This window comes from Streptomyces sp. UC4497 (assembly GCF_054871485.1).
In genome coordinates this window covers 88,916-104,415 of the sequence record NZ_JBTYHB010000009.1, presented here as the reverse complement: position 1 = coordinate 104,415, position 15,500 = coordinate 88,916, and the positions used below count along the sequence as shown (strand labels likewise).

11 protein-coding genes are annotated in these 15,500 nt (G+C 67.8%); 7 read left to right on the top strand and 4 right to left on the bottom strand.

The annotated features are described in order from the left end of the window. Positions 1-35 precede the first annotated feature (35 nt). On the bottom strand, positions 36-326 hold the full coding sequence (gene rpsF, locus ACYSUO_RS15015) for a 30S ribosomal protein S6 (protein ID WP_164559357.1): 291 nt from the start codon (positions 324-326) through the stop codon (positions 36-38). A gap of 286 nt (positions 327-612) precedes the next feature. On the opposite strand from rpsF, the gene ACYSUO_RS15010 reads away from it, so the two are divergent. The 3 genes from ACYSUO_RS15010 (at position 613) to ACYSUO_RS15000 (ending at position 3,295) form a co-directional block, all read left to right on the top strand. After that, on the top strand, positions 613-933 hold the full coding sequence (locus tag ACYSUO_RS15010) for a hypothetical protein (protein WP_461776591.1): 321 nt from the start codon (positions 613-615) through the stop codon (positions 931-933). 150 nt (positions 934-1,083) lie between these two features. After that, positions 1,084-2,205, top strand: a complete 1,122-nt coding sequence (gene femX / locus ACYSUO_RS15005) for a peptidoglycan bridge formation glycyltransferase FemX (RefSeq protein WP_461776590.1) — start codon at positions 1,084-1,086, stop codon at positions 2,203-2,205. 58 nt (positions 2,206-2,263) lie between these two features. Beyond that, positions 2,264-3,295, top strand: coding sequence for an alanine racemase (locus tag ACYSUO_RS15000; RefSeq protein WP_461776589.1), 1,032 nt, complete (start codon positions 2,264-2,266; stop codon positions 3,293-3,295). 116 nt (positions 3,296-3,411) lie between these two features. Here ACYSUO_RS15000 and ACYSUO_RS14995 read toward each other — a convergent pair whose 3' ends face one another. Continuing rightward, positions 3,412-4,926, bottom strand: a complete 1,515-nt coding sequence (locus ACYSUO_RS14995) for a glycosyltransferase family 87 protein (protein ID WP_461776588.1) — start codon at positions 4,924-4,926, stop codon at positions 3,412-3,414. 129 nt (positions 4,927-5,055) lie between these two features. Next, on the bottom strand, positions 5,056-7,791 hold the full coding sequence (locus tag ACYSUO_RS14990; protein WP_461776587.1) for a transglycosylase domain-containing protein: 2,736 nt from the start codon (positions 7,789-7,791) through the stop codon (positions 5,056-5,058). 374 nt (positions 7,792-8,165) lie between these two features. On the opposite strand from ACYSUO_RS14990, the gene ACYSUO_RS14985 reads away from it, so the two are divergent. The 3 genes from ACYSUO_RS14985 to ACYSUO_RS14975 all read left to right on the top strand — a co-directional run bounded on the left by ACYSUO_RS14985 (position 8,166) and on the right by ACYSUO_RS14975 (position 11,357). Beyond that, positions 8,166-8,846, top strand: a complete 681-nt coding sequence (locus ACYSUO_RS14985; protein WP_461776586.1) for a PadR family transcriptional regulator — start codon at positions 8,166-8,168, stop codon at positions 8,844-8,846. A 44-nt stretch (positions 8,847-8,890) separates the two neighbouring features. After that, a complete protein-coding gene (locus ACYSUO_RS14980; protein WP_461776585.1) occupies positions 8,891-9,973 on the top strand; it encodes an inositol-3-phosphate synthase in 1,083 nt (360 codons plus the stop codon). A 124-nt stretch (positions 9,974-10,097) separates the two neighbouring features. Beyond that, positions 10,098-11,357, top strand: coding sequence for an MFS transporter (locus tag ACYSUO_RS14975; protein WP_461776584.1), 1,260 nt, complete (start codon positions 10,098-10,100; stop codon positions 11,355-11,357). A gap of 86 nt (positions 11,358-11,443) precedes the next feature. Here ACYSUO_RS14975 and ACYSUO_RS14970 read toward each other — a convergent pair whose 3' ends face one another. Further along, positions 11,444-12,892: a CCA tRNA nucleotidyltransferase gene (locus ACYSUO_RS14970; protein WP_461776583.1), complete on the bottom strand. Its 1,449-nt coding sequence runs from the start codon at positions 12,890-12,892 to the stop codon at positions 11,444-11,446. Between the two features lie 195 nt (positions 12,893-13,087). Between ACYSUO_RS14970 and ACYSUO_RS14965 the strand changes: the two genes are divergently transcribed. Continuing rightward, positions 13,088-15,457 (top strand): DUF6049 family protein, encoded by a 2,370-nt coding sequence (locus tag ACYSUO_RS14965; protein WP_461776582.1) that lies wholly within the window; start codon positions 13,088-13,090, stop codon positions 15,455-15,457. Positions 15,458-15,500: the final 43 nt, after the last annotated feature.

The following is a 15,500-nucleotide window of genomic DNA, read 5'->3' as shown; positions in this document are numbered from 1 at the left end:
CTACTCGAATCCCGAGTACCGCTGAACTAAGAAGTTCAGTGGGTCTCGGGACGGAGGACCTTGGTCCGGAGGACCGACTCGTTCAGGTTCATCTGGCGGTCGAGCTCCTTGACGACCGCAGGCTCGGCCTGCAGGTCGATGACCGAGTAGATGCCCTCAGGCTTCTTCTTGATCTCGTACGAGAGACGACGACGGCCCCAGGTGTCGACCTTCTCCACCTTGCCGTTGCCCTCACGGACGACAGACATGAAGTTCTCGATCAGGGGGGCGACAGCGCGCTCCTCCAGATCGGGGTCGAGGATGACCATCACCTCGTAGTGACGCATGTGGAACCCACCTCCTTTGGACTCAGCGGCCACGGTCGTTCCGTGGCAGGAGGGTTGTTATGCGTGAGCAACGGTATCGGCCACCACTGACAATCGGTCCCGCCGAGCGGATCCGCGCTGGTCAGTGGAGTGAGCCCCTGGTCGGGGGCGTGAACAGACACCGGTGCAGACCGTACAGACTACCCGCACCTCTGCTTCCGGTTGAAATCCGGCAGCCCGTGCCCGCAATCTGTACACATCGGGTGTGTACGGCGCTACGATGCGCCGCTTCCGCAGGAGGTGCCCCATGGCACAAGTAATGCGTCCCAACAGCACCGCTTCCTCCTCCCTTTTCGCCACGGACGGCAAGCCCCATCCGCTGCCGGACTCCCTGCTCGGGGTGACCGTGGTGCTCGGAGCGATCGCGATCATCTCCTCGCTCTGGCCCGGGCTCCATCTCCTCAGCTCCTGGGCAGGGCTCGTCGGCATCCTGACCGGGGCCTACGGCCAGTTCGTCTCCGAGACGACCCGTGAACGATTCGGCCTGATCCTGGGCCTGGGAGCGTCGGCCATCGGCTTCTTCATCGGCATGGCCCACGGCGGTCTCTTCGGCGGGGTCATCGGCTGAGGCTGCTTGCCTCGGAGGCTGCCACGGGGCCGCCTCCACCACCGACCTCCCATACGGCCGGTCGGGGCGCTCACAGGGCGCAGTAGGCTTCGGCGCGAGAGCCGGAGCCCCTGTACCCATGGGGACACACCAGCCCGAGGAGCGCCCCGAATGAGCCTGACCCTGAGGACCATCAGCCGAGAGCAGCATCTGGCATACATCCAGAGCCTGCCCTCGGCGAGCCACATGCAGGTTCCCGCATGGGCAGATGTGAAGGCGGAGTGGCGCTCCGAGCACCTGGGCTGGTTCGACGAGCGCAACGGCGAGATGGTCGGTGCGGGCCTCGTGCTGTACCGCCAGCTGCCCAAGATCAAGCGCTACCTCGCGTACCTGCCCGAGGGCCCGGTCATCAACTGGTTCGCCCCGAACCTCGAAGAGTGGCTGCGCCCGATGCTCGCGCATCTGAAGCAGCAGGGCGCCTTCTCCGTGAAGATGGGCCCGCCGGTCATCATCCGCCGCTGGGACGCGCCCTCCATCAAGAAGGGCATCCAGGACGCGGATGTGAAGCGCCTGCGCGACATCGAGGCGGACCACATCGAGCCGCGCGTCTTTGAAGTCGCCGACAAGCTCCGCCGCATGGGCTGGCAGCAGGGCGAGGACGGCGGCGCCGGCTTCGGCGACGTACAGCCGCGCTATGTCTTCCAGGTGCCGCTCGCGAACCGCTCCCTGGAAGAAGTGCACAAGCAGTTCAACCAGCTGTGGCGACGCAACATCAAGAAGGCCGAGAAGGCCGGCGTCGAGGTCGTCCAGGGCAGCTACCAGGACCTCGCCGAGTGGCAGCGCCTGTACGAGATCACGGCCGTGCGCGACCACTTCCGGCCGCGCCCGCTGTCGTACTTCCAGCGCATGTGGACGGCCCTCAACACCGAGGACCCGAACCGGATGCGGCTCTACTTCGCGCGGCACAACGGCGTGAACCTCGCGGCGGCCACGATGCTCGTCGTCGGCGGGCACGTCTGGTACTCCTACGGCGCCTCCGACAACATCGGCCGCGAGGTGCGCCCGTCCAACGCCATGCAGTGGCGGATGCTGCGCGACGCCTACGCGCTCGGCGCCACCGTCTACGACCTGCGCGGCATCTCCGACTCGCTGGACGAGACCGATCACCTCTTCGGCCTGATCCAGTTCAAGGTCGGTACGGGCGGCCAGGCGGCCGAATACCTGGGCGAGTGGGACTTCCCGCTCAACAAGCTGCTGCACAAGGCGCTCGACATCTACATGTCGCGTCGCTGAGCACCCGGCACAATCTGATCTAGCTCCGTACTCTCCACGAAAGGTTCCGGGACCGGCCATGGCGCTCACGCTCTACGTCGACACCGCGCGCTGGCGGGCACACCACAAGCAGGTGCTCGAGCAGTTTCCGGGGCTCGTCCCCGTCTGCAAGGGCAACGGCTACGGATTCGGCCACGAACGGCTCGCGGAAGAGGCGACCCGCTTCGGCACCGACGTCCTCGCCGTCGGCACCACGTACGAGGCCGCCCGGATCAAGGACTGGTTCAGCGGTGACCTGCTGGTCCTGACGCCGTTCCGGCGCGGCGAGGAGCCGGTTCCGCTGCCCGACCGCGTCATCCGCTCCGTCTCCTCCGTCGACGGCGTGCACGGCCTCGTCGGCGCCCGCGTGGTCATCGAGGTCATGTCCTCGATGAAGCGGCACGGCGTCACGGAGCAGGACCTGCCGCAGCTCGCGCACGCCATACAGGACGTGCGTCTCGAGGGCTTCGCGATCCACCTGCCGCTCGACCGCACCGACGGCACGGACGCCGTCGAGGAGGTCATCGGCTGGATGGACCGGCTGCGCGCGGCCCGCCTTCCGCTGCACACCATGTTCGTCAGCCACCTGAAGGCCGACGAACTGGCGCGCCTGCAGCAGCAGTTCCCGCAGACCCGTTTCCGCGCGCGGATCGGTACGCGGCTGTGGCTGGGCGACCACGAGGCGACCGAGTACCGCGGCGCCGTCCTGGACGTCACGCGCGTCGCGAAGGGCGACCGGTTCGGCTACCGCCAGCAGAAGGCCCCCTCCGACGGCTGGCTGGTGGTCGTGGCGGGCGGTACGTCACACGGCGTGGGCCTGGAGGCCCCGAAGGCCGTCCACGGCGTCATGCCGCGCGCCAAGGGCGTCGCACGGGCCGGCCTGGCGACGGTGAACCGCAACCTGGCGCCGTTCGTCTGGGCGGGCAAGCAGCGCTGGTTCGCCGAGCCGCCGCACATGCAGGTGTCGATCCTGTTCGTGCCGTCCGACGCCCCCGAGCCGCAGGTCGGCGAGGAACTGGTGGCCCATCTCCGGCACACCACCACGCAGTTCGACCGGCTCGTGGATCGCTGACCACTGAGCGCGCCTCTACGTAGGAGCGCGCTGGTCTACGTAGGACATACGAAAGCGGGTCGGGCGCCCATGAGGTGCCCGACCCGCCTTTCGTTTCCTTCAATGAGCGCGTTCGCTCACAGTGAACTCCCCGGGGCCCGGCCCCAGTCGACCGCCGCCGACCCTTCCGCCGCGGTACGAGCTGCGTGCCGGTGCCGCCGCGGGTGAGCAGCCTGCCCCAGTACGAAGACGTCCTTGGCACCGTCCAGAACACCGCCCGTGGGGTCGTCCTCGCCGGAGCGGCGCACCACGTCCCGGTCGGGCAGCCAGATGTCCCGCACGATGACCGCGCAGATGTAGAGCGTGCCCAACAGGTGCGCCGCGATGACCAGTTGGTATCCGTCCTCGGGCAGTCCCTGGTGCTTGTCCCCGCTCGTCGTGTACGCGAGGTACAGCCAGATCCCCAGGAAGTACGCGACCTCGCACGCCTGCCAGATCAGGAAGTCCCGCCACTTGGGGCGCGCGAGCGCGGCGAGCGGGATCAGCCACAGGACGTACTGCGGCGAGTAGACCTTGTTGGTGAGGATGAAGGCCGCGACCACCAGGAACGCGAGCTGTGAGAAGCGCGGCCTGCGGGGTGCGGTGAGCGTCAGCGCCGCGACGCCCAGGCAGGCGAGCACCATCAGCGTCGTGGCCAGGGTGTTGACGACGTTGGTGTCGAGGGGCGTGTCCCGGTGCTGGGAGATGATCAGCCAGAAGGAGCCGAAGTCGACTCCGCGCTCCTGGCTGAACGTGTAGAACTTCGACCAGCCCTCGGGCGCCAGCATCATCACCGGCAGGTTCACGGCCAGCCACGAGACGGCGGCGCCCAGGCCCGCCCTGCCGAACTCCCGCCACTTTCCGGCCCGCCAGCACAGCACGAAGAGCGGTCCGAGCAGCAGCACCGGATACAGCTTGGCGGCCGTCGCCAGCCCGAGCAGCACCCCGAAGGCGAAGGCCCTGCCCCGCGACCACATCAGCATCGCGGCCGCCGTGAGAGCCACCGCGAAGAGGTCCCAGTTGATGGTGGCGGTCAGCGCGAAGGCGGGCGCCAGAGCGACCAGCAGAGCGTCCCAGGGGCGCCTGCGGTGGGTGCGGGTGACGCACACGGCGATCACCACCGCGCAGATCATCAGTATCCCGGCGTTGACCATCCAGTACACCTGCTCCTGGTGCTGGATGGAGCCGCTGCCCGGCGTCAGCCACGCGGCGACCTCCATGAACACGCCGGTGAGCACCGGGTATTCGAGGTAGTCCATGTCGCCGGAGAGCTTGTCGAAGTACGGCACGAGGCCATCGGCGAAGCCGCGTCCCTGGTAGAGGTGCGGGATGTCCGAGTAACAGGCGTGTGTGTACTGGGAGCTGGCGCCGTAGAACCAGGCGCCGTCGTAGCAGGGGAACTTCTGGACCATGCCGAGCGCGAACATGCCGAGCATGACCAGTGCGATCACCCGTGCGGGCGTCCACCTCGAGACCCCGAGCAGGGCGCGTCGCCCGATGGGCCCGCCGATGAACTCGGCTCCGGCGGCCGCGACCTCGTCCTCTCTGGTCGGCCGTACCTGCTCCGGCTCCGGCTGCTGCGGATTCGTGCTCGTCGTCTCTGCACTGGGCATGCGGCACATCCTGCCGTACGAGGCTGAGAACGGGGCGAGGGCCGCCACACCCGGTGGGTGTGACGGCCCTCGACTGCCGTGGAACACTCAGCGTTTCACGTGAAACACGGTGCGTTGAGGTCAGGCCGGCTACTTGTCCGGGCCTCCGAAGAGGCCACCGCCGTTTCCATTGCCCGGGCCTCCGGTGTCGTCGGTACTCCCGTCGCTCGGCGACGACGACACACCGCCGTCGCCCGGGCCTCCGGTGTCCTCACCCCCGGTGGCCCCGCCGTCTTCGTTCTTGCAGGCCCAGTCCCAGTCGCTGCACGTCTCCGAGGGCGACGGGGACGGCGACGAGCTCTCGCTGGTCGACGGCGACGGCGAGGCCGTCTCCGACGGGGTCGCCGTGACCGACGGGGTCGGCGTGGGACTCGGGGTCGCGCCCACGAGCGTTCCGATGGGCTCCGGCGTCGGGAACGGCTCGTTCGGCTGGCCCTTCAGAGCCTGCGCCATGTAGTCGTGCCAGATCTCGGACGGGAACGACGCACCGTGGATCTTCTCCTGACCACCGGTTCCGTACATCTCGAGGAACTTGCGGTCCTTGGACTTCTCGTTGTCGTCCATCCGGTACATCGTGATCGCGGTGGACAGCTGCTTGGTGTAGCCCACGAACCAGGCGGACTTGTTGCCGTCGGTGGTACCGGTCTTGCCGGCCACGTCGCGGCCCGGCAGCCGCGCCGCCGTACCCGTGCCCTTGTCGACGACGGTCTTGAGGACGTCGGTCACGTTGTCCGCGACCTTCGCGTCGAAGGCGCGCACCGGCTTGGGATCGTGCCGGTAGATGGTCTCGCCCTCGCGGTCGACGGACTTCACCGAGTACGGGTCGTTCTGCTGACCGCTGGTCGCGAACGTGCCGTACGCGCCCGCCATGCGGATCGCGCTCGGGTCGGACGTACCGAGGGAGAACGAGGGGTAGTTGGAGTCGGCGAAGCTGTCGTCCAGGATGCCGGCCCGCTTCGCGGCGGCCCGCACCTTGTCCAGACCCACGTCCATGCCCAGCTGCACATAGGCCGAGTTCACGGACTCGCGCATGGCCTCGCGCAGATCGATCTGATAGCTGGGCCTGTTGTACGACTGCTTACCGTCGTTGGTCTGGTTCCACTGCTTGCCCTTCTCGTTCGTCCAGATGTCCCCCTTCCAGTCCTTGATCTTGAGCCCGTTCTTGCCGCTGTACAGGCTCTTGGGGGAGACGATCGTGCGCTGGCTCGCGTCCTGGATCTCGGGGCCCTGCGGGTCCCTGACGCCGTACTTGAAGGCAGCCGCGAGAACGAAGGGCTTGAAGGTCGAGCCGACCTGGGCGCCGGTGACGTCGGCGTTGTTGGTGAAGTGCTTGGTCGCGTCCTCACCGCCGTAGATCGCCTCGATCGCGCCGGTCTTGGGGCTGACGGAGGCACCACCGAACTGGACGTGCCGGTCCACGTACTTCCCGTTGACCTTGCGGTTCTTCTGAAGGTTCTCCTTGCGGACCTTCTTCACGGCGTTCTCGAGCTTCTTCACCTTGTTCTTGTTGAACGTGGTGTGGATCTCGTAGCCGCCCTTCTGCAGGTCGTCCTCGGTGATCTCGCCGTTGCTGTTCTTGACGGCGTTCGCCTTGGCGAGGTCGACGAGATAGCCGGTCTGGCCGCCGAGCTGCGCGTTGGCGCGCGGGCTCTCCAGCTTGGGGAAGCTCTTGAACTGGGCTCGCTGGCTCTGGCTCAGCCGCCCGTCCTTGACCTCTTCGCCGAGGATCCACGACCAGCGCTTCGTGGCACGCTCACGGTTCTTCTGCGGGGTCGCGTTGACCGGGTCGATGCCGGGCGAGCCCGCCGGGTCGTAGTACGTGGAGCCCTTGAGCACAGCCGCGAGGAAGGCGGTCTGGCTCGCGTTGAGCTTCGTGGCGTCCTCGTCGAAGTAGGTGCGCGCCGCGGCCTGGATGCCGTAGGCGCCCCGCCCGTAGTACGCCGAGTTCAGATAGCCAGCCATGACGTCGTCCTTGTCGACCGTCCGACCGACCTTTATGGAGACGAACAGCTCCTTGAGCTTTCGGGCCACCGTCTGGGACTGGTCGTCCAGCATCGCGTTCTTCACGTACTGCTGGGTGATGGTCGAGCCGCCCTGCGTCTCGCCGCCCTTGGCCATGTTGAACACGGCACGGGCGATACCCATCGGGTCGACGCCCTTGTCCGTCTCGAACGTCTTGTTCTCCGCCGACATGACGGCGTAGCGCATGGACTTCGGGATGTCCTCGTACTTGATGATCTGCCGGTTGGTCTCGCCACCGGTGGCGACCATCTGCGATCCGTCGGACCAGTAGTAGACGTTGTTCTGCGCCGTCGCCGTCTTGGCCGGGTCGGGCACACCCACCAGCGCGTACGCGATGCCGGCAGCGACCATCATGCTGCCGAACAGACCGACGCACATGCCGGTCACCAGACGCCAGGAGGGCACCCAGCGGCGCCAGCCGTACTTGTACGCGCGCGGGTAGTCGACGAACCTCTTCTTCTCCGGGCCGCCGCGCCCCGCGCCGTACGGTCCGCCGGGACCGCCACCACCGGGTCCGCCGCCACCTCGGCGGCCACCACCGCCGCCTCCGGCGCCATCGGCCGACCTGCGCCGACCGCCGCGCTGGGCCGCCTTACGGGCTTCTGCGCGACCGCCCCAGGGGCGTTCCGCCTCCGGGCTCCCGTGCGCGCCCGGTGAACTCGGGGGGTCATAGGAAGCGGAGGACGAGGCAGAACCTCCACGCGGTGCCGCGCGGCGGCCCGATGGTGATCCGAATGCTCCGCGACGGGCCGCGGCGCGCCCACCGCCCTGCGGCTGCGGCGGTTTGCGACGGTGCTCGCTCATCGAACGACTACTCCTCGGGCAGGCGCGGGGTCACGCGCCTGGAAACGGCGTCTGGTTTCCGGTCCCCCCGGAGTACGGATGCGCCCCTCCCGGCACTCACCCGCACTACACCGGGGACGACGACGCCCACAGGCGTCACTTGGTTCCCGGTGGTCTGCATGGCGGACAGACTACGCACCGTCAAAACCCTCCTAGGGCCGAACTTCACCCCAAAACAGGCAACTCGATTCCTACGAATCAGTGATGTGACGCCGTTCACCGTGCTCGCACTTGCCGCAGCCGAAGAGCAGTTCTATCGTCTGGATGTATCGAGTCGATACATCAGCTCGACATAAAGAGTCGATACAAGGGACTGCGGCAGAGAGGAGGCGACGATGAGTCGACGCTCAGGCATCCTCGAGTTCGCCGTACTCGGACTGCTCCGCGAGTCCCCGATGCACGGCTACGAGCTGCGCAAGCGACTCAACACTTCACTCGGAATCTTCCGCGCCTTCAGCTACGGGACGCTGTACCCCTGCCTCAAGACGCTGGTCGCCAATGGCTGGTTGATCGAGGAATCGGGTTCAGGACCCGACGACACCCCTGCGGCTCCACTCGCAGGGCGTCGCGCCAAGATCGTCTATCGGTTGACGGCGGAAGGTAAGGAGCACTTCGAGGACCTGCTCTCGCAGACCGGCCCCGATGCATACGAGGACGAGCACTTCGCCGCGCGCTTCGCCTTCTTCGGGCAGACGTCGCGGGACGTGCGCATGCGCGTCCTCGAGGGCCGTCGCAGCCGTCTGGAGGAGCGCCTCGAGAAGATGCGCATCTCCTTCGCCCGCACCCGCGAGCGCTTGGACGACTACACGCTCGAACTGCAGCGGCACGGCATGGAGTCCGTGGAGCGCGAAGTGCGCTGGCTGAACGAGCTCATCGAGAGCGAGCGCGCGGGCCGCGATCAACGAGGCTCCGGCCCGGGGAGCGCGGCTCAGCAGGACACATCTGGAGAGACGGGCGGCCTGCCCCGGCACCGGGACAGCACCCGGCCGGATCCGTCCGACGACACCGCCACGTGAAGCCCGGTCAGGGCTTCACCGAGTACACACAGGGAGCAACCGGAATGGGTTCGGTTCGCGTAGCCATCGTTGGCGTGGGCAACTGCGCCGCCTCGCTGGTGCAGGGCGTCGAGTTCTACAAGGACGCCGACCCGGAGACCAAGGTCCCGGGCCTGATGCACGTACAGTTCGGCGACTACCACGTCGGTGACGTCGAGTTCGTCGCCGCGTTCGACGTCGACGCGAAGAAGGTCGGCCTGGACCTCTCGGACGCCATCGGCGCGTCCGAGAACAACACCATCAAGATCGCCGACGTGCCGAACAAGGGCGTCGAGGTCCAGCGTGGCCACACGCTCGACGGCCTGGGCCGCTACTACCGCGAGACGATCGAGGAGTCCTCCGAGGCCCCGGTCGACATCGTCCAGATCCTCAAGGACAAGCAGGTCGACGTTCTCGTCTGCTACCTGCCCGTCGGCTCCGACGACGCGGCGAAGTTCTACGCCCAGTGCGCCATCGACGCCAAGGTCGCGTTCGTCAACGCTCTCCCGGTCTTCATCGCCGGCACCAAGGAGTGGGCGGACAAGTTCACCGAGGCCGGCGTCCCGATCGTCGGCGACGACATCAAGTCGCAGGTCGGCGCGACCATCACGCACCGCGTGATGGCGAAGCTGTTCGAGGACCGCGGTGTCCGTCTTGAGCGCACCATGCAGCTCAACGTCGGCGGCAACATGGACTTCAAGAACATGCTGGAGCGCGACCGCCTCGAGTCGAAGAAGATCTCGAAGACGCAGGCCGTCACCTCGCAGATCCGTGACCGCGAGCTGGGCGAGAACAACGTCCACATCGGCCCGTCCGACTACGTCGCGTGGCTCGACGACCGCAAGTGGGCGTACGTCCGCCTCGAGGGCCGTGCCTTCGGCGAGGTCCCGCTGAACCTGGAGTACAAGCTCGAGGTCTGGGACTCCCCGAACTCGGCGGGTGTCATCATCGACGCCCTGCGCGCCGCGAAGATCGCCAAGGACCGCGGCATCGGCGGCCCGATCCTCTCCGCGTCCTCGTACTTCATGAAGTCCCCGCCGGTGCAGTACTTCGACGACGAGGCCTACGACAACGTCGAGAAGTTCATCAAGGGCGAGGTCGAGCGCTGACCTTGTCCTGAAGGACGGTCCGGGTGTTCCACGTGAAACACCCACCTCCTGAAGGCTGTTGGGGCCCCCGGCTCGCACGCATTGTGCGCGCCGGGGGCCCGCCTCGTATGTGAGGCTGTGCCCCATGTCTGTCGTCCGTGACCTGCGCGTACTGCTGCGCCTGCACGATTTCCGGCGTCTGTTGACGTTGCGGCTGCTCTCCCAGAGCGCGGACGGCGTGTATCAGGTGGCGCTCGCCACCTACGTGGTGTTCTCGCCGGAGAAGCAGACCTCGCCCGCCGCGATCGCGTCGGCCATGGCCGTGCTGCTGCTCCCGTACTCCCTTGTGGGCCCGTTCGCGGGCGTCCTCCTCGACCGTTGGCGACGCCGTCAGGTCTTCCTCTACGGCAATCTGCTGCGGGTGCTGCTCGCCTCTGTGACGGCCGCTCTCATGCTGAGCCACGCCCCGGACTGGCTCTTCTACGCGTCCGCGCTCTGCGTCACCGCGGTCAACCGCTTCGTTCTGTCCGGGCTCTCGGCCGCACTGCCCCGTGTCGTGGACGCGGAGCGCCTCGTCATGGCCAACTCCATCTCACCGACCGCGGGGACACTCGCGGCAACGCTCGGCGGCGGTCTCGCCTTCGGTGTGCGCCTGATCGCGGACGACTCGGATGCCGCGGTGGTGCTCATCGGGGCATTGCTCTACCTGTGTGCCGCACTCGCTTCCCTGCGCATGGACGCACAACTCCTCGGCCCCGATCCGGAGTTGATCCAGCCACGCCTCGGGGCCGCACTGACCGGCACCGCCCGGGATCTCTCGGCCGGCGTTCGGCACCTTGTCTCGCGCCCGTCCGCCGCGCGCGCCCTTGCCGCGATGACGGTGATGCGGTTCTGCTACGGCGCCCTACTCGTCATGGTTCTCATGCTGTGCCGGTACGCATGGTCGTCCACGGAGTCCGAAGGCCTGGCCCTGCTCGGCCTCGCCATGGGCGTCTCGGGGGCCGGCTTCTTCGTCGCGGCGGCCATCACCCCGGCAGCCGTGGGGCGGTTCGGGGCGGCCGGGTGGATCGTCCTCTGTGCCGGCACCGCATCCGTACTGGAACTCGCCCTGGGTCTCACCTTCGAACCCGCGCCGATCGTGGTGGCCGCGTTCGTCCTGGGCCTGACCACGCAGGCCGCGAAGATCGCCACCGACACGGTCGTGCAGTCCTCCATCGACGACGGCTTCCGCGGCCGGATCTTCTCCGTCTACGACGTGCTGGTCAACGTGTCCTTCGTCGGCGCGGCCGGAGTGGCGGCGCTGATGCTGCCGCCTGACGGCCGCTCGGTCCCTCTCGTGGTCCTGGTGTCGGTCCTCTACGGAGCGACCGCTCTGACGCTGGGCGGGCGGCGGCGTTTCACGTGAAACATCGCTCAGAAACGCGTGGAACTCCCCAGATACGCGTAGGGCTCTGTTTCACGTGAAACAGAGCCCTACGCGTTCCGCACGTCTCAGTCCTGAGAGCGGTCGGCCCACCATTCCTTGAGCGCCGATACTGCCGCGTCGTACTCCATCGGACCGTTCTCGAGGCGCAGCTCCAGCAGGAACTTGTACGCCTGCCCGATCACCGGCCCCGGGCTGACGCCGAGGATCTCCATGATCTGGTTTCCGTCGAGGTCGGGCCGGATCGAGTCCAGCTCCTCCTGCTCCTGAAGCCGCTCGATGCGCTCCTCAAGGCCGTCGTACGCACGCGAGAGCGCGTTGGCCTTCCGCTTGTTGCGCGTCGTGCAGTCGGAACGGGTCAGCTTGTGCAGCCGACCGAGGAGCGGCCCCGCGTCGCGTACGTAACGACGTACGGCGGAATCCGTCCACTCGCCGGTGCCATAGCCATGGAAGCGCAGGTGCAGCTCGACGAGGCGCAAGACGTCCTTCACCAAGTCATTGGAGTACTTGAGCGCGGTCATGCGCTTCTTCGTCATCTTGGCACCGACCACCTCGTGGTGGTGGAAGGAGACGCGGCCGTCCTTCTCGAAGCGGCGGGTGCGCGGCTTCCCGATGTCGTGGAGCAGTGCGGCGAGGCGCAGCGTCAGATCGGGGCCCTCGGTCTCCAACGCCATCGCCTGCTCGAGGACGATCAGCGTGTGGTCGTAGACATCCTTGTGCCTGTGGTGCTCGTCACGCTCCAGGCGCAGAGCGGGCAGTTCGGGCAGTACGGAATCGGCCAGACCGGTCTCGACGAGCAGCGTCAGACCCTTGCGCGGGTGCGCGGAGAGAATCAGCTTGTTGAGCTCGTCACGTACTCGCTCCGCGGAGACGATCTCGATGCGGCCTGCCATGGCCTTCATGGCGGCGACGACCTCAGGGGCGACCTCGAAGTCGAGCTGAGCGGCGAACCGGGCGGCCCGCATCATGCGCAGCGGATCGTCGGAGAAGGAGTCCTCCGGCGTGCCGGGCGTGCGCAGCACCCGCTCGGACAGGTCATTGATGCCGCCGTGCGGATCGATGAATTCCTTCTCGGGGAGCGCCACGGCCATCGCGTTGACGGTGAAGTCCCGGCGGACCAGGTCCTCTTCGATGGAGTCGCCGTACGACACCTCGGGCTTGCGGGAGGTGCGGTCGTACGCCTCCGAGCGGTACGTCGTGACCTCGACCTGGTAGCCGTCCCTCTGGCAACCGACGGTGCCGAACGCGATCCCGACCTCCCACACCGCGTCGGCCCAGGGACGGACGATCTTCAATACGTCCTCGGGGCGGGCGTCAGTGGTGAAGTCCAGGTCGTTGCCGAGCCGGCCGAGCAGTGCGTCCCGCACCGAACCACCGACCAGGGCGAGGGAGAACCCGGCCTCCTGGAATCGGCGGGCGAGATCGTCTGCGACGGGCGAGACCCGCAGCAGTTCAGTGACCGCGCGGTGCTGCACCTGGCTCAGGGTGCTGGGGGTGTCTTCATTGGCGTTCGGCACAACAGGACAGGGTACGTGGCCCGGGCGGCCCGGACCGAACTTGTTTGCCGGGCCCGCGACAGAAGCACATCGGCGGCCCCCTACTCTTGCCCCACGATCAAGCCGGGCAGACCGTGGCACTCAGCCACAGTGCTCCTCGTTACCATGCGTGGACACATCTGCGACCACCGACGACGACGAGGGACGGACGACCACGTGGCCGAGGCGGCAGACTTCCCAACGGTGAGTCCCTCACCTGCACGGCGACTGCTGCGGCGCACCGGGGCCCTGCTCGCGGCTGCGCCGCTCCTGGCGTCGCTGCCGCTCCTGCCTGCCGCGGCCCCTGCCGGTGCCGCCACCCCGGCCACCGCCGCCTCGAGCGCGACAGGGACCAGCACGGTCGACGTGGCCGTGAACTCCCTCTCGCCCAGCGCGCCGACGGACGGCGACACCGTGACGGTCAGCGGCACGGTGACGAACAAGGGCAAGCAGACGGTCACCGGCGCCCACGTGGGCCTGCGGGTCGGCACGTCCTACAGCGGCCGCACGGCCGTCGACGAGGCCGCGAAGAACGGCACGGGCGGCGCCGCGGACGGCAACGAGATCTCCCGCAAGTACGGTAAGAAGTTCGCCAAGCTGGCGCCCGGTGTCGCGCAGAACTTCACGCTGTCCGTCCCCGTCAAGGCACTGCACCTCGGCGCCGACGGCGTCTACCAGCTCAGCGTCGCCCTGATGGGACAGACCGCCGCGCAGCCGTACCAGCAGACGCTCGGCATCCAGCGCACCTTCCTGCCCTGGCAGCCGAGCAACGCCGATACGAGCACGAAGACGACTGCCCTGTGGCCGCTGATCTCCGACTCCCATCTCACCGCGGAGACGGGCGCGAACGAACAGCAGACGCCGGTCTTTGACGACAACGACCTGGCGAAGCAGATCGGCCCGGGCGGCCGCCTCCAGCAGATGCTGGCCCTCGGCAGCGAACTCGACGTGACCTGGGTGATCGACCCCGACCTGCTGGCTTCGGTCGACGCCATGACGGAGCCGTACAAGGTGAAGGGCCCCGGCGGAAAGCTCAGGGCAGGCAGGAACCAGGCGGACGCCAAGCAGTGGCTGAGCGACCTGGAGACCGCGGTGCAGAACCAGAAGGTGGTCACGCTTCCGTTCGCCGACCCGGATCTCGCGTCCCTCGCGCACACGGGCACGAAGGTCACCGGCTCCCTCAGCCACCTGAAGGACGCCACGGACGCCGCCAACCTGACCGTGCAGACGATCCTGCACACCAAGCCGGACACGTCGTACGCATGGCCCGCTGAAGGCGCCGTCGACCGGGACATCGTCAAGGTCGCCACGTCCGCGGGCGCCGACAAGATCATCGCGCGCAGCGACCACTTCCCGGAGACCGGTGGGCTGACGTACACGCCGTCCGCCGCCCGCCCGATCGGCGGCGGCGCCTCGGCCGTGGTCGCCGACGGCCGGCTGTCGACCGCTTTCCAGGGCGACATGACGGGCGCCGAGAACTCCACGCTCGCCGTGCAGAAGTTCCTCGCGCAGTCCCTGATGCTGAACAAGCAGACCCAGAAGCAGCGGAGCGTCGTCGTGGCCCCGCAGCGCATGCCCACCACGAGCCAGGCGCAGACCATGGCCAAGGCGCTGCACGCACTGCAGGACGGCACCTGGTCGCAGCCCCAGACCTTGTCGGCCGCCGCGAAGGCGAAGCCCGACTCCGCAGCCACCACGCGTGTCCCGCATGCGTACCCCTCGTCGCTGCGCAAGCAGGAGCTGCCACAGTCGGCCTTCGAGCAGATCCAGGCGACCCAGCGCGACCTCGAGAACTTCAAGGTCGTTCTCACCGACCAGTCCCGCGTGGTGACGCCGTTCGGCCGCGCGATGGACCGGGAGATGTCCACGTCGTGGCGTACGGAGTCGGACACGTCGGGGAACTTCCGCGACGGCGTCTCCTCGTATCTGTCGGGCCTCACCGAACAGGTGGCGCTGATCGACAAGTCCGAGGTGAAGCTCTCCGGGCGCAGCGCGACGATCCCGGTGTCGGTGCAGAACAACCTGTGGCAGGACGTCGACCACCTGACGCTGCGCCTCACCTCGGGCAACGGCACCCGCCTCAAGATCGGCGACGCCGCCTTCCAGGACCAGGAAGTGAAGATCGCCAGTGGGCACAGCCAGTCCGTGAAGTTCACGACCACGGCCAAGGCGACGGGCCCGATCACGGTGCATGCCCAGCTGTACACGCAGGACGGCGCGCCCTATGGCAAGCCGCTCGCCTTCAAGGTCGACGTCACCGAGGTCACCCCGACCGTGATGCTCGTCATCGCCGGTGGTGTCCTGCTGCTCGTCCTGGCCGGTTACCGGATGTACCAGCAGCGCAAGCGTGCCGTCGCCTCCGGGCCCAACGAGGACGCCCCTGAGGGCGACTCCGGGGCCGCGGACGACGACAAGAGCGACGAGCCGGACGGCGCCCCGACCGACCCCGCCCGGGCAGACGTTCCGCAGCAGCCGAGTGACCCGACGGCTGACACCGCTCCGGAAAGCACGGAGGCGTCGGGCACGGGTGAGAGAGTGGACCGTTGAGCGATGTCGGGGCCGCTGGGCCGGGGACGATGAGGTGGGGTAA

Excerpts from the sequence above, each read along its gene's own strand:
- rpsF (WP_164559357.1), bottom strand. The coding sequence starts at position 326 with ATGCGTCACTACGAGGTGATGGTCATCCTCGACCCCGATCTGGAGGAG.
- ACYSUO_RS15010 (WP_461776591.1), top strand. The coding sequence starts at position 613 with ATGGCACAAGTAATGCGTCCCAACAGCACCGCTTCCTCCTCCCTTTTC.
- femX (WP_461776590.1), top strand. The coding sequence starts at position 1,084 with ATGAGCCTGACCCTGAGGACCATCAGCCGAGAGCAGCATCTGGCATAC.
- ACYSUO_RS15000 (WP_461776589.1), top strand. The coding sequence starts at position 2,264 with ATGGCGCTCACGCTCTACGTCGACACCGCGCGCTGGCGGGCACACCAC.
- ACYSUO_RS14995 (WP_461776588.1), bottom strand. The coding sequence starts at position 4,926 with ATGCCCAGTGCAGAGACGACGAGCACGAATCCGCAGCAGCCGGAGCCG.
- ACYSUO_RS14990 (WP_461776587.1), bottom strand. The coding sequence starts at position 7,791 with ATGAGCGAGCACCGTCGCAAACCGCCGCAGCCGCAGGGCGGTGGGCGC.
- ACYSUO_RS14985 (WP_461776586.1), top strand. The coding sequence starts at position 8,166 with ATGAGTCGACGCTCAGGCATCCTCGAGTTCGCCGTACTCGGACTGCTC.
- ACYSUO_RS14980 (WP_461776585.1), top strand. The coding sequence starts at position 8,891 with ATGGGTTCGGTTCGCGTAGCCATCGTTGGCGTGGGCAACTGCGCCGCC.
- ACYSUO_RS14975 (WP_461776584.1), top strand. The coding sequence starts at position 10,098 with ATGTCTGTCGTCCGTGACCTGCGCGTACTGCTGCGCCTGCACGATTTC.